Source organism: Winslowiella toletana, from assembly GCF_017875465.1.
GTDB lineage: Bacteria > Pseudomonadota > Gammaproteobacteria > Enterobacterales > Enterobacteriaceae > Erwinia > Erwinia toletana.
In genome coordinates this window covers 2,838,809-2,853,115 of the sequence record NZ_JAGGMQ010000001.1, presented here as the reverse complement: position 1 = coordinate 2,853,115, position 14,307 = coordinate 2,838,809, and the positions used below count along the sequence as shown (strand labels likewise).

The window sequence follows — 14,307 nt, the reverse complement described above, 5'->3', positions numbered from 1 at the left end:
CATGGCGAAGGGCTTACGTATTACACTTCCTTTCCACCACTTTCGGGATGCGGAAACCGGGGCGGCCATCACCCGCCTGACGCCGCCGGAAGTCCTTTGTCACCGTAATTACTTCTATCAAAAGTGTTTTACCCGTGACGGTAACCATCTGCTGTTCGCCGCCGAATTCGATGGCAATCGCAACTATTACCTGCTCGATCTGCAGCAGCAGCAGGCGATCCAGCTGACGGAAGGCAAAGGCGATAATACTTTTGGCGGTTTTCTGTCAGATGACGATCGCTATCTGTGGTACGTCAAAAATGAACGTAGCCTGCAACGCGTCGATCTTGCCACGCTGGAAGAAACCAGCATTTACCAGGTACCGGCTGACTGGGTCGGTTACGGCACCTGGGTGGCAAACAGCGACTGCACGCAGCTGGTCGGGATTGAAATTGCCCGTGAAGACTGGGAACCGCTGACCGACTGGCAAATTTTCCAGCGTTTCTTTGAGAAAAACCCGCACTGTCGCCTGCAGCGTATCGACCTGAAAAGCGGCGCGGCACAAACTATTCATCAGCAGCATCTGTGGCTGGGCCATCCGATTTACCGTCCGCATGACAACAGCACCGTCGCCTTCTGCCATGAAGGACCACACGATCTGATCGACGCACGTATGTGGCTGATCAACGAAGATGGCAGCAATATACGCAAAGTGAAAGATCACGCGCCGGGCGAAAGCTGCACCCATGAATTCTGGGTGCCAGATGGATCAGCGCTGATTTACGTCTCCTATCATAAGGATCGCCCGGATCGTCAGATCTGCCGCTTTAATCCGGATACGCAGCACAACGAAGTGCTGATGACCATGCCTGCCTGCTCGCATCTGATGAGTAATGAGAATGGCACGTTGCTGGTCGGCGACGGTTCCGGTACGCCGGTCGATGTGCAGGATACCGATGGCTACACTATCGATAATGATCCCTGGCTGTATGTGTTTGATGTCGCGCAACGCAGCTATTTCCGTCTGGCGGCGCATAACAGTTCATGGCGCGTGCTGAATGGCGATCGTCAGGTCACCCATCCGCATCCATCATTTACGCCGGATGGTCGTCAGGTGCTGTTTACCTCTGATTATCAGGGACAACCCGCGCTCTATCTCGCTGCGCTGCCCGATCCAATAACCGCTTAACCGTTACAGGACCCCCTTATGTTTACCTTTAAAAAAGAGACCAGGCTGGAAGATTTAGGCAACGGCGTGACGCGGCGAATTCTGGCGCATAGCGGCGGTATGATGGCGGTGGAAGTGAATTTCGCCAAAGATGCGATCGGGCCACTACATCACCATCCTCATGAGCAGCTGACCTATGTATTGTCAGGACGTTTTGCGTTTACTATTGATGGTGTGACCCATGAAGTGGGCGCAGGCGATACGCTGTATAAGCAGCCGCATGTGGTTCATGGCTGTGTCTGTCTGGAAGCGGGCACCCTGCTGGATACCTTTACGCCGCAGCGCGAAGATTTTCTTTCCTGAGAGCTGATTAAAGAAGGGCGGCGAAAACGCCGCCCCTGTGATTACTGCAGTTTTTCAATATCTGCATTGCCCTGATGACTGACCACCGTTTCATCTTTCCGCACTTTCGCCACATCCTGCGCGCTGACGCTGCTGCTGGCGCTATTGCCCCAGCTGGTGCGGATAAAGTTGACCACATCCGCCACCTGCTGATCGTTCATGCGCCAGCCGAAAGCTGGCATGGTGATCGACGACGGCGCGCCCTTCACGCCAGGCAGAGTATTACCGGTCAGAACGATATGGATCAGTGAAGTCGCATCGTCCGCCTGTACTACCGCATTGCCGCGCAGTTCCGGGAAGAAGCGCTTATAGCCGCTGCCATCGGTTTTATGGCAGGCCGCGCAGCTGTCGACATACAGCGCTGCACCGGTTTTGCTGTCATCGCCACGCCACAATGCCTGCGCTACGCTATCGTCCGGCTTAAAGCCCACCTGGTTTGGATCACGCGCACCGAGTGATTTCAGATAGCGGGCAATCGCTGTCGCATCTTCTGCCGTCAGATGTTGCAGACTGTGCTCAACCACATCGCTCATCCCGCCAAACACTGCAGTATGATCGTTGCGACCGGTACGCAGGAACTGCACCAGATCGTCTTCGCTCCAGCGGCCTAAACCATCCCGGTTATCGCCCCGCAGATTATTGGCGTTCCAGCCATCGATCGGCGCGTTGCTGCCGGCAAGATAGTCGCTGCCTTTATCATCATTCAGCGCTTTTTCCTGCATGGTGATACTACGTGGCGTATGGCAGGCGCCGCAGTGCCCCAGCCCTTCCACCAGATAGCGACCACGCGCCAGCAGCGGATCTTCACCCGATTTTGGCTGGAAGGCTTTAACATCCGGTGCAAAGACGCCGCGCCATATCGCCAGCGGCCAGCGCATCGACAGCGGCCATGGGATATCGCTATCCTGGTTCACCTGCGCAACCGGCGCGACACCATGCATAAAGTAAGCGTACAGCGCCTGCATATCCTCATCGCTGACGACCGCATAAGAGGGATAAGGCATAGCCGGATAGAGCGTATCGCCGTTCTTCGCCACCCCATGACGTACCGCTTTCTGGAAGTCGTCGTAGCTGTAGTCGCCAATCCCGCTCTGTTTATCCGGCGTGATATTGGTGGAGTATATCGTGCCAATTGGCGTCGCCATCGGCAGACCACCAGCAAAGGGTTTGCCCCCTTTGCTGGTATGACAGGCCACGCAGTCGCCCGCGCGCGCCAGATAGTCGCCGCGTTTAATCAGATCGCTGCCATCCTGCGCCTGCGCGCCAGACATCATTGCGCCCAGTGACAGGGCTAATATCCAGGTTTTCATCGCCATCATCCTTATGCCTGCACCAGCGGACCGGGGTTTTTCAGATACTGTTCACGGATAGCTTTAGCCGACCAGTACGTCAGCGCCGCCACCATGCCCGTCGGGTTATAGCCCAGCCCCTGCGGGAAGGCCGATGCGCCCGGAACAAATACGTTCGGCACATCCCAGCTCTGCAAGTAACGGTTAATGGCGCTGGTTTTCGGATCCTCACCCATAATCGCGCCGCCGTTCATATGGGTGGTCTGATAAACGGTGGTATCGAAGTGAGCGCCCGCTTTTTTCGGCGCGCCGGTGATCAGCTTTGGATTCATCGCTTCGGCAATGGTATGCATGCGGTTATGCATAAACTGCGACATTTTGATGTCGTTATCCTGCCAGTCAAAGGTCATACGCAGCAGCGGCTGGCCATAAGCATCTTTGTAGTTAGGATCGAGGTCGAGATAGTTAGCGCGATACGACTGATGCGCACCATGGGCATCCATCGATACATGGTGGGTATAGTGATCGGCCACCGCGGCTTTCCACTGGCTGCCCCAGGCTGGCGTGCCCGGCGGCACCGGCAGGCCGGAAATCGGTTTCACCCCCGCCTGATTCACCCAGAATGGCGACCCCCCGACAAAACCATATTTGCTGTGATCGAAGTTATCGGCGTTAAAGTCATCAATGCCCACGCCGGCGCCACCCGCACCAATAAAGTTATTGGTATGCACATCTTTATCGAAGAAGGCTTTGATGGTGGAGATATTCTGGTAGGCAAAATTGCGCCCTACCGTGCCTTCATTGGTCAGCGGATTATAGGGCTGGCCAATTCCGGACAGCAGCATCAGATGCACATTGTGGAACTGGAAAGCGGAGAGGATCACCAGATCGGCCGGTTGTACCTGTTCACGTCCCTGCGCATCGATATAGGTTACGCCGGTTGCGCGTTTTTTATCGGCGGTCAGATTAACGCGCAGCACATGGGAGTTGACGCGCAGCTCAAACTTCGGTTCCTGACGCAGTGCTGGCAGGATATTTACGTTAGGTGAGGCCTTGGAATACATATAGCAGGCGTAACCGCTGCAATAGCCACAGAAGTTGCACGGCCCCATCTGCGCGCCATAGGTATTGGTGTAAGGGCCGGAGGTATTTGCTGACGGCAGATCATAGGGATGGTAGCCCACGGATTCTGCCGCTTTGGCAAACAGCTGCGCCGAGAAAGTGCGTTTCTGCGCGGGCAATGGGAAGTCGCTGGAGCGATCTGGCGCAAACGGGTTGCCGCCCTTCTCTTTACCGACCACTTTGCCTTTGATACTCCACGCCGAACCGGAGGTACCGAATACTTTTTCCGCCTGATCGAAGAACGGTTCCAGCTCGTCGTAGTTAACGCCAAAGTCCTGAATGGTCATGCCATCCGGGATAAAGTTTTTACCGTAGCGCTCTTCATAGTGGCTACGCATCCGCAACTCAATCGGGTCAACGCGGAAATGGACGCCCGACCAGTGCAGACCCGCGCCGCCGGTGCCGGTGCCCGGCAAAAATGCCGCCAGCTGACGATAAGGCTGGGCAGTCTGCGCCGCATTATGGCGGATGGTAACGGTACTTTTCGACAGATCCTGGAACAGTTTTTTGCGTACGTTATAGGTCAGTTCGTCGATCACCTGCGGATAGGCGCCATCAGGATAGGTATCGCGATGCGGACCACGTTCCAGCGCCACCACATTCAGTCCTGCTTCGGTCAGCTCTTTCGCCATAATCGATCCGGCCCAGCCGAAACCGACAATCACCGCATCCACTTTTTTCATTTCATTTGCCATGCTTACGCTCTTTCCCCACGAATCGACACTGGCGGGAACGGATATTGTTCGCCGCGCTCTACCCAGTCCATAAAATCAGCGCGGGCGCCCGGGAAGCCGATTAGCGTCCAGCCGACCATACCCTGATTGCCGCCGTGGACCGGATCGCTGAAGAAGCCTTCACGGGTGTTCTGTAACAGATAAGAGAAAAAGACTTTGGCTGGCAGCTGCTTAAATTCGGCGCTACCGCTCTCAAACGCCTGCAACAGGGCGTCCTGCTGTGACGCGGAAAGTTCCGCAAAGACTTTGCCATGCTGCGCGGTGGCGTAGTCGTCGGCATCAGCCAGACCCAGACGGTAGATCTGCTGCGGCACCAGCGGCAGCTGATAGCCCAGCGCCGGATCGGCATCGGCATCAAACGGCCCCTGCATATACCAGTTGTTGCCCGTGGCATAAGGGGTGTTCATCTGGCGATCGATATACTCCGGCACGCCCGCTTCCAGCGCCCCCGGGCCACGCTCATCAGCGGGGATCAGACGGGCAGCCGCAGCCTGCAGAAACGCGTACTCTTCGCGAGTAAACCATGTCGGTTGATAATCTTTCGCCTGTTGTGGCGCAGCAGGGACATTGCTCTGTTTTGCCTGAGCCTCTGCTGCCAGCGCCAGCGAACCGATACCGCTGCCGCCAATCGCCACCGCCGGAGCCAGCGAAATGGTTCTCAGAAGGAAATCTCTCCTGGTGCTGCCTGTTTTTTCTTGTGACATTACATTGCCTTAACACGCTGCCGCACTGCGGCGCGCATAAACAGTTAAATAGCGGTTTTATCGTTTTTATTTTGGTTATTGCGGGGTATCTGGCTGCCACCTTAATTGTTACCGGTAACAAGCCTGACTATTCTAACAGAGTTTGTAGGGAATATTCATGCCATGGAAACAAAACCACACAAAATGCTTAACATTTTCGTATCACTTCGCGCGAATTAATGAGAATAATCCTAAGTCGCAGCGCATTTGTTACGCCCGGACACAACCCACCACAGACTGTAAACAGTGAATGACGCTATAACACCCTGACAACAATAGCGGAGCACCTATGTTCAAGTCCTTTTTCCCCCGGCCAGCGCTGTTCTTTATGAGTGCAGCGGTCTGGAGCTTGCTGGCGATACTTTTCTGGTTTGAAGGCGGCAGCGATCTTATTTTCCATTATGGCAGCATGGCGCAATACGCCAGTAAAACCTTACCTGACAATGCGTTGCGCTTTATTCAGCCTTCAGAGCTGTGGTTCTATAGCTACTATCTGCTGGTAACAGGATTATTCGCACTGGCGTGGTGCTTCCTGAGCCCACACCGCTGGCAATACTGGTCAATCTTTGGCAGCGCGTTAATTATCTTTGTCACCTGGTTTGATGTGCAGGTAGGGGTGGCGATCAACGCCTGGTATGGGCCATTTTACGACCTGATTCAGAATGCCCTCGGCCATCCGAATTCGATTAAAATCGCGGTGTTTTACCAGCAGTTAGAGGCGTTTCTCGGTATTGCGCTGATTGCGGTAGTGATTGGCGTGCTGAGCGCCTTTTTTGTCAGCCACTGGATTTTCCGCTGGCGCACGGCGATGAATAATTACTATATGGCGCACTGGCAGCAGCTACGCGGCATTGAGGGCGCGGCTCAGCGTGTGCAGGAAGACACCATGCGTTTCTCCAGCACTCTTGAGGACTGGGGCATCAATCTGATTAAGGCGATTATGACGCTGATTGCCTTTCTGCCGGTGCTGGTGGCGCTGTCAAAGCATGTGGAAAGCGTACCGATTCTCGGCAAAGTGCCTTATGCGCTGGTGATTGCCGCGCTGCTGTGGTCACTGTTTGGTACCGGCTTACTGGCGGCGGTGGGGATAAAATTACCGGGGCTGGAGTTCCGTAATCAGCGCGTTGAAGCCGCTTATCGTAAGGAGCTGGTATATGGGGAAGATAACCCTGATCGCGCTACCCCGGCCACCACCCATGAGCTGTTTCACCGTGTGCGCTTTAACTATTTTCGTCTCTATTTTCACTATCTCTACTTCAATATCACCCGCATTCTGTATCTGCAGGTGGATACGGTATTTGGCATTTTTGTGCTGTTTCCGTCAATTATTGCCGGCACCATCACCCTCGGCCTGATGCAGCAGATCATCAACGTATTTGATCAGGTGCGCGCGTCATTCCAGTATCTGATCACGTCCTGGTCGACGCTGGTAGAACTGATGTCGATCTATAAACGTCTGCGCAGCTTTGAACAGGTGCTGGAGGGGGAGATAACGAGCAGACATTCTCTCTCTGACTCACCCGCCGATTAATGCTTTCGCTTTTGCTCTGACTTCTGCCAGAACAGCAGCTGAAACCTGGCCTTTCTTTATGGCGTTGCGTTGGCGCCAGTCCAGGCTCTTCAGCTGGACTGAACGTAGGGGGAGGTTCTCCCCCTCGTATATGTCAGGGCTGACTCAAACGCGCAAACACCTGCTCAACCGCATAAGCGCCGGGATCTTTTACCCCGTTAAGGCTATCCTGATTCAGATAGGATGAGCGCCCGGCTTTGGCGGCGGTCATCTCTGCAGTGGAATCCGCGCCTTTCCGCGCCGCCTCTGCCACGGCGGCCAGATCTTTGCCGGCGGCCAGCGCGCTAAATGCCGGTTCCAGCGCATCCACCATGGTGCGATCGCCCACCTGCGCGCCGCCGTAGTGCTTCATACGCTGCAGGCCATATTGCAGCGCCTGCGCCAGCGATTCGCCCTGCTCCAGCTTCTGCCCGGCGGAGGTAAACATAATCGACATCAGCACGCCGCTGGAGCCGCCCATCACCACCGCCAGCTGTTCCCCCACCAGCGTCAGCAGCTGATCCGGTTTATCCAGCGGCAATTCATTTTGTTGATGTTGTTTAAGAATTTTGCGCGCACCAGCGGCAAAGGTGGAGCCGGTATCGCCATCACCGACCCGCGCATCCAGCTTGTTCAGTTCACTCTCCAGCGCGATCAGCGTCTCGCAGACAGTGGCGACAACCCCGCCGTTCGGCGCATTTGCCGACGGTGGGAAGCTGAGTTGCTGCGCGGCTTTCTCACCCTGCTGCAATTTTAACGGTTGCAGGGTGACCAGCGGCTGCCAGCCAGAGGCCTCTACCGGCGCCTGTAACGCCTGTTCAGTGTCCGCATCCAGCACCAGCGTCGACAGGGAGAAACCTTTCATATCCAGCGCGCTGACCAGCGTAGCAGGACCAATCAGATGGGTGATCTGCTCACCCAGCGGCGAGGCCAGCACTTCGCGCGTCAGCACCGCCATCTCCAGCGCGGAAAAACCACCAAGGTTATTACTGAGCAGGGCGACTTTTTGATCGGAAGTCAGCAGTTGTTGCAGCTTTTCGCTAACGATGGCGACAATTTCTCGGCTGTTCTGGGTTTTTAGCGTCGTCACGCCCGGCTCACCGTGGATCCCCATGCCTAACTCGCTATGCCCGGCATCAACACGCTCATCGCGCGCTTCGCCCGGAATATGGCAGGTGCCAAACGCCAGCCCGATACTGTTGGTCTGCTCAATCGCCTGATTCGCCCGCTTCACCACGTCCGCCAGCGCCAGCCCCTGCTCAGCGGCATAACCGGCAATTTTATGCACTAAAGCCGTTCCGGCGATACCGCGTGGCTGTGGATTGTCCGGCAGCGAGATATCGTCTTTGACCATCACCAGTTCGACCTGATAGCCGAGCTTTTTCGCTTTTTCCGCCGCCAGACCAAAGTTGAGCCGGTCACCGGTATAATTTTTTACAATCAGCAGACAACCGGCATCGCCGGTCACATTGATAATCGCCGTCAGTACCGCATCCACACTTGGCGAAGCAAAGATATCGCCACACACCGCCGCGGTCAGCATCCCTTTGCCGACAAAGCCGACATGCGCCGGTTCGTGACCGGAACCGCCGCCAGAGATCAGCGCTACTTTGCTTTTATCCCAGTCGTTGCGCACCACTACACGAATATCCGCGTCTACCTCCAGCTTGCTCAGGTTATGAAATGGCGTGCTGATCAGCGCCCCTTCAATCGCTTCATTCACCAGATCGCTTTTTTCGTTCATAAAAAACTGATTCATCGAAATCCTCTCAAGGTGTTGGACTATGACTAAAGGTAGACAACAGTTGTCCTGAATAAGTTAGTGATTGTCAGTTATGCGCGAGATTGCCGCCGCGCTTTTGATTAAAAATGGGGGATACGCCATAAATCAGGAAAACCTTATGCTGACGCAACCCGCAGGAAAATACCGCCCTTTCCCCCCACTGAAACTGGATGCCCGTCAGTGGCCTGACAATACCCTGACCCGCGCGCCGCGCTGGCTCTCTACCGATCTGCGTGACGGTAATCAGGCGCTGGCGGAGCCGATGGACAGCGCGCGTAAGCTGCTGTTCTGGGAACTGCTGCTGCAATGTGGCTTTAAAGAGATCGAAGTGGCGTTCCCCTCCGCTTCACAAACCGATTTCAATTTTGTGCGTCAGCTGATTGAAGAGCAGCGCATCCCGGATGATGTGTCAGTTCAGGTGCTGACCCAGGCGCGTGCCGACCTGATTGAACGCACGTTTGCGGCCTTGCAGGGGGCAAAAAACGCCACGCTGCACCTGTATAACGCCACTGCGCCGGTGTTCCGCCGTCTGGTGTTCCGCCAGAGCAGAGAGGACATTATCCAGCTGGCGGTCAGCGCAACGAAGCAGATTCGTCAGCAGTGCGCCGCGCAGCCGGAGACAAACTGGACCTTTGAATATTCACCGGAAACCTTCTGTTTTACCGAAGCCGATTTCGCGCTTGAAATTTGTGAAGCGGTGGCGGAAATCTGGCAGCCGTGCGCCGAACGGCCGATGATTATCAACTTACCCGCCACCGTCGAAGTCAGCACGCCGAACGTTTACGCCGACCAGATTGAGTATTTCTGCCGCCACTTTTCGCAGCGTGCGCAGGTCTGTATCAGCGTCCATCCGCATAATGACCGCGGCACCGGTATTGCCTGCGCCGAACTGGCGCTGCTGGCTGGCGCCGACCGCGTTGAAGGTTGCCTGTTTGGCAACGGCGAGCGCACCGGCAATGTTGACCTGGTGACGCTGGCGCTGAATCTCTATACCCAGGGCGTGCCGCCGAATCTCGATTTCAGCCAGATCAAACAGGTTGTCGATGTCGTCGAGCAGTGCAATCAGTTGCCGGTACATCCGCGTCATCCCTATGCCGGTGAACTGGTGTTTACCGCCTTCTCCGGCTCGCACCAGGATGCGATTAAAAAGGGCTTTGCCGCCCGTCAGCAGCAGCAGGATGCGCGGTGGGAAGTGCCCTATCTGCCTCTCGACCCGGCCGATATCGGATGCAGCTATGAAGCGGTGATCCGCGTTAACAGCCAGTCAGGCAAAAGCGGCGCCGCGTGGATGATTGAGCAGAATCACGGCCTGTCGCTGCCGCGTACCCTGCAACAGGACTTTAGCCGCCGGGTACAGGAGCAAACTGACGGCCACGGCAAAGAGATGACGCAGGCCAGTATCTGGCAGCTGTTCCGTGAAGCGTATGGTCTGCGCGATCCGATGCCGCTGGCGCTGGGCGAATACCGCAGCCAGAGCCAGGCTAACGGCCAGCTGAAATTCAGCGCTGAACTGCTGCTGGGTGAGCAACGTAAAGCCATTCAGGGCCAGGGCAACGGCCTGCTGTCAGGAGCAGCAGAGGCGCTGAGCCAGGCGTTCGATCTGCCACTATCGATTCAGGACTACCATGAACATACCCTTGGACAGCGCAGCGACAGCCGGTCGGTGGCTTATATTCGCTGTACTTTTGCCGATAATCAGGCGGCCTGGGGGGTCGGCATTGATAACGATGTGGCGCGCGCATCATTACAGGCGTTGTTAAATGCGCTGAGCAGCCATCTGCAACAGCAGAACTACTTCAACGGGAAATAGTCGCTGGGCGAAACGCCAAGGATACGGCGAAACATGGCGCTAAAGGCGCTATGGCTTTCGTAGCCGAGATCGAGCGAAACCCGCAGCACCGATTCCCCCTGCGCCAGACGCGTCAGCGCTGACAGCAGCCTGGCGCGTCTTACCCAGTCGCTAAACTGCAAGCCGGTTTCGCGCTTAAAATGGCGCGACAGGGTGCGGCTGCTGATGTTTAAGCGATCGGCAGCCTGCTCCAGCGACCAGCTTTCGCCCGGCACGGCGCGTACCTGCTGACACAACTGCATTAATCTGGCGCTTTGCGGTTGCGGCAGATAAAACGGCAGCTCCGACATCACCCGAATCTCATCCAGGATCAGCTCATAGATGCGTTCCGCGCGGCTATTGGGCCGATAGCTTTCCGGCAGATCCAGCGCATTAATAATCAGTTCACGCAGCAGCGGCGAGACCTGCACTACCCGGCAGCTGGCCGGTAAATCCGCCCGCGCCAGTGAGTCGATAAACAGCGTCCGCGCCGCCACCTGACCGGTAATCTGCAATGCATGTTCGGTGCCCGCCGGCAGCCAGACACCACGGCCAGGCGGCACTATCCAGTTTCCCTGTGCGGTTTCTACCCGCACCACACCGCTTAGCGTATGAATCAACTGGGCGCAGTTATGCTGATGCATTGGCTCAAAAGCACCGTGCAGATAGTCCTGGGCATAAGGGATTAAAGGTCGCGAGGCGAAAGAAAAATTTACTGTGGTCGTCATGAATGCTCTGCCAAAAACCGTCAGTTTTAACAATAGCATAAAAGTTTCAGGCTGCTGGAAAGAGGGTTTCGTGTGCATGAAAGTATGGTGCAAACTATTGGCATGGGCGGCGAAAACGCCGCCCCTACGACGGGAATAGCTGAAAACCGTAGGGGAGCCGTTATCAGCTCCCGTCTGGATAGCAGCCCCTACCCCATCACCATAATCCCAAGACGTTCCATTAATTCCGCCGCCTGCAGGCTGTCTAATTTCACCCCTTGCAGATCCACATAACGGATATCCAGCTCGCCAAGAACGGAGTTGGTCAGATCGCAGTGCGTCACATCCAGCGTGCGCCAGTCAAATGAGGCAAACTCGCCGCCTGAGAGGTCGGAACCGCTAAATTTAGCGCCCGCCACCTGGGTGCCGGTCCAGCGGTTTTCCCATAGTTCACATTTTTCCAGCACCACATTGGCGAAATTGGCGTAGCTCAGGTTGCTCTTCGTGATAAAGGCGCTGCAAAACCACACTTTTGGCGCAATCAGATTCATAAAGCTGGCGTTGCGAAAATCCGCGCCCTGCAACATCGATTCGCGGATCTCAACACCCAGCAGACTGGCATAGCTGAAGTTGCTCATCGACAGATCGCAGCGGGTAAAACTGGCGTCCTTTAAGTTTGCCCGACTGAAGTTGCAGCCCAGCTCGCTGTCACGATGATAAAACTGCGTATCCGTAAACTGCGTATCCGTCAGGTCGGCAGAGGAGAAATCGCAGTTAATAAATACCGCATCGGCAATCTTTTCACCGCTAAAGCGATTACGTTCAATCTTTTCATCACGCAACAGCAACTTCGCCATCATTATACCTGTAATTTTAACCAGTTATTTTGATGGTAGCGAGGCGCTGGCGGAGATGCAATTAAATTCATCTGGCAGCGCACGTACTGCCAGGCGAATGACATTTAGTCGATTAAACGCTGGCCACTGGCGGCATCAAACAGATGCATTTTTTCCGCTTTGATGGCCAGCTGCAGTGATTCACCTGGCTGCGTCGCCACCCGTCCGGCGCACTGCACATGCAGCGCAAAGCCGCGCCAGTCAAGATGCAGCAGGCTTGCTTCACCGGTCACCTCGGAGACGATTAAGGTGGCGGCGGGCAGATCGCCAATACGGCTGTCCAGCATAAAATCGTGCGGGCGGATGCCGATAATCACCGGCTTATCCCCCTGCGCCGCAGCGGCGGCATGCCACTTTGCGGGCAGAGCGAACCACAGCTCGCCACAGCTCACTCCGGGCTGTCCGCCGTGGCTCAGCAGTGTGCCTTCCAGCAGGTTCATGGGCGGCGATCCAATAAAGCGTGCGACAAAAGTATTGACCGGACGATCATAGATCGCCAGCGGCGCGCCCTGCTGGACGATCAGCCCATCGCGCATCACCACAATCTGATCCGCCAGCGTCATCGCTTCCACCTGATCGTGCGTGACATACACCATGGTGGTTTTAAAGCGCTGATGCAGTGATTTGATCTCGGCGCGTAACTCCATCCGCAGCTGGGCATCCAGGTTAGATAGCGGCTCATCGAACAGAAACACCTGCGGATTGCGCACCATGGCTCGCCCCATCGCCACGCGCTGGCGCTGGCCGCCGGAGAGCGCACGCGGATAGCGAGCAAGCAGCTTATCAATGCCAAGGATCGCGGCAATACGCGCGACCCGGGTTTGCTGCTCTTCGCGTTTGATCTTCTTCACCTGCATATGAAACGCCAGATTCTCCGCCACGGTTAAATGCGGGTAGAGCGCATAGCTCTGGAATACCATCGCCATATCGCGATCCGCCGGATCAAGATCGTTGATCGGCCGGTTATCCATCAGGATCGTGCCAGCCGACAGCGTCTCCAGCCCGGCCAGCAGACGTAACAGGGTCGATTTGCCACAGCCGGAAGGTCCGACTAAAACGGTGAAACTGCCGTCAGGGATGGTGAGATCCAGCGGATTCAGCACCGTCTGTTTGCCATAGCGCTTGGCTACTTTAACAAGTTCTACGCTGGCCATGGCTCAGCACTCCTTAATTCGTTGTTGCAGGGTCTGCCAGTCAGGGTACTGACGCGGAGAACTGCTGATCGCATGGGCCGCCACTTCGATGCCCCACTGGAGCGCCAGCTGATGCGGTTCGCCGCACAGCAGAGCGCTGAGAAATCCGGCGTTAAAACTGTCACCGGCGCCAATGGTGTCAATCACCTCGATCGCCCGCGCCGCCACCTGCAAATGACCATCCGGCTGCCACAGCTGCGCGCCATCACTGCCGCACTTCACCACGCAGGCGCCCTTGCCGCTCAGCTGCGCCGCCAGCGCCTGTGCGCAGGCTTCCAGCGTCGGCAGACCGGCAAAACCCAGGGTTTCCACTTCATTCAGCAGCAGATAATCGCAATCTGCCAGCCAGCTGCGAAGCTGCTGGCGCAAGTCATCACTCCACGCCTGCGGCGGCCAGCCGGTATCCACCGCCACCACAAACCCGCGCTGTTGCAGCGTGGCTAACAGCTGCGGATAAGCGGCAAACAGCGTGGTGCAGAGAAAGGCGCCGCACAGCAGCACGATATCGCCGGGCTGCGCGCGCAATGGCAGTTGCTGCAACACATCTTCCGCCGTCAGACGTACGATATGGCCCTGATTGCTGATAAACGAACGCTCTTTATCGGGATGGGTCACCGCCACTGTCAGCGACGTTTCACACTGATAGCGCGGCCAGTGCGTGGCGCTGTCGGCAAAATATCCCGCCAGCCAGCTGGCGAAACCATCGCAACCCTGATTAGCGACGGCGCGATGCGGCACATGCATCGCCGCCAGCGCCAGCGCGCAGTTACCGGCTGAGCCACCAGGGCGCAGCTCGCTGTGCTCCAGCATGGTTTCCGTACCCGGCGCAGGCCAGTGGTGCAGCGTGCTCATAATTAAATCGACGTTAATGTTGCCCACCACATACAGCGTGGCGTTAATTGTTCTGTCCATGC

12 protein-coding genes are annotated in these 14,307 nt (G+C 56.3%); 4 read left to right on the top strand and 8 right to left on the bottom strand.

Features of this window, described 5'->3' with window-relative positions:
- Nucleotide 1: 1 nt before the first annotated feature.
- Nucleotides 2–1,168, top strand: a complete 1,167-nt coding sequence (locus tag J2125_RS13185) for an oligogalacturonate lyase family protein (protein ID WP_017799001.1) — start codon at nucleotides 2–4, stop codon at nucleotides 1,166–1,168.
- An 18-nt stretch (nucleotides 1,169–1,186) separates the two neighbouring features.
- Nucleotides 1,187–1,510 (top strand): cupin domain-containing protein, encoded by a 324-nt coding sequence (locus J2125_RS13180; RefSeq protein WP_017799002.1) that lies wholly within the window; start codon nucleotides 1,187–1,189, stop codon nucleotides 1,508–1,510.
- Between the two features lie 41 nt (nucleotides 1,511–1,551).
- On the opposite strand, the gene J2125_RS13175 is transcribed toward J2125_RS13180, so the two are convergent.
- From J2125_RS13175 to J2125_RS13165, 3 genes are read right to left on the bottom strand one after another with little or no spacing between them, the layout of a single operon-like run.
- Nucleotides 1,552–2,859, bottom strand: a complete 1,308-nt coding sequence (locus tag J2125_RS13175; RefSeq protein WP_026111422.1) for a cytochrome c — start codon at nucleotides 2,857–2,859, stop codon at nucleotides 1,552–1,554.
- A gap of 11 nt (nucleotides 2,860–2,870) precedes the next feature.
- Nucleotides 2,871–4,655, bottom strand: coding sequence for a GMC family oxidoreductase (locus J2125_RS13170; protein ID WP_026111423.1), 1,785 nt, complete (start codon nucleotides 4,653–4,655; stop codon nucleotides 2,871–2,873).
- Nucleotides 4,656–4,657: 2 nt separating this feature from the next.
- Nucleotides 4,658–5,398, bottom strand: coding sequence for a gluconate 2-dehydrogenase subunit 3 family protein (locus J2125_RS13165; RefSeq protein ID WP_017799005.1), 741 nt, complete (start codon nucleotides 5,396–5,398; stop codon nucleotides 4,658–4,660).
- A gap of 328 nt (nucleotides 5,399–5,726) precedes the next feature.
- Between J2125_RS13165 and sbmA the strand changes: the two genes are divergently transcribed.
- Nucleotides 5,727–6,968 carry a peptide antibiotic transporter SbmA gene (gene sbmA / locus J2125_RS13160; protein WP_017799006.1) on the top strand — a complete coding sequence of 414 codons (1,242 nt, stop codon included), beginning with the start codon at nucleotides 5,727–5,729 and terminating at the stop codon, nucleotides 6,966–6,968.
- Nucleotides 6,969–7,101: 133 nt separating this feature from the next.
- Here sbmA and J2125_RS13155 read toward each other — a convergent pair whose 3' ends face one another.
- The gene (locus tag J2125_RS13155) at nucleotides 7,102–8,745 is read right to left on the bottom strand and encodes a dihydroxyacetone kinase subunit DhaK (protein ID WP_017799007.1); all 1,644 of its coding nucleotides are present in this window, start codon (nucleotides 8,743–8,745) and stop codon (nucleotides 7,102–7,104) included.
- A gap of 142 nt (nucleotides 8,746–8,887) precedes the next feature.
- Here J2125_RS13155 and leuA point away from each other — a divergent pair, with 142 nt between their 5' ends.
- Entirely contained in the window at nucleotides 8,888–10,579 is a 1,692-nt protein-coding gene (gene leuA / locus J2125_RS13150) for a 2-isopropylmalate synthase (RefSeq protein WP_017799008.1), read from the top strand.
- Here leuA and J2125_RS13145 read toward each other — a convergent pair.
- From J2125_RS13145 to J2125_RS13130, 4 genes are all read right to left on the bottom strand, one after another.
- Entirely contained in the window at nucleotides 10,561–11,325 is a 765-nt protein-coding gene (locus tag J2125_RS13145; protein ID WP_026111424.1) for an AraC family transcriptional regulator, read from the bottom strand. The genes leuA and J2125_RS13145 overlap by 19 nt on opposite strands.
- A 188-nt stretch (nucleotides 11,326–11,513) precedes the next feature.
- Nucleotides 11,514–12,161, bottom strand: a complete 648-nt coding sequence (locus tag J2125_RS13140) for a Qnr family pentapeptide repeat protein (protein ID WP_017799010.1) — start codon at nucleotides 12,159–12,161, stop codon at nucleotides 11,514–11,516.
- Between the two features lie 104 nt (nucleotides 12,162–12,265).
- Entirely contained in the window at nucleotides 12,266–13,354 is a 1,089-nt protein-coding gene (locus J2125_RS13135) for an ABC transporter ATP-binding protein (RefSeq protein WP_017799011.1), read from the bottom strand.
- A 3-nt stretch (nucleotides 13,355–13,357) separates the two neighbouring features.
- Entirely contained in the window at nucleotides 13,358–14,305 is a 948-nt protein-coding gene (locus tag J2125_RS13130; RefSeq protein WP_017799012.1) for a carbohydrate kinase family protein, read from the bottom strand.
- Between the last annotated feature and the right edge of the window lie 2 nt (nucleotides 14,306–14,307).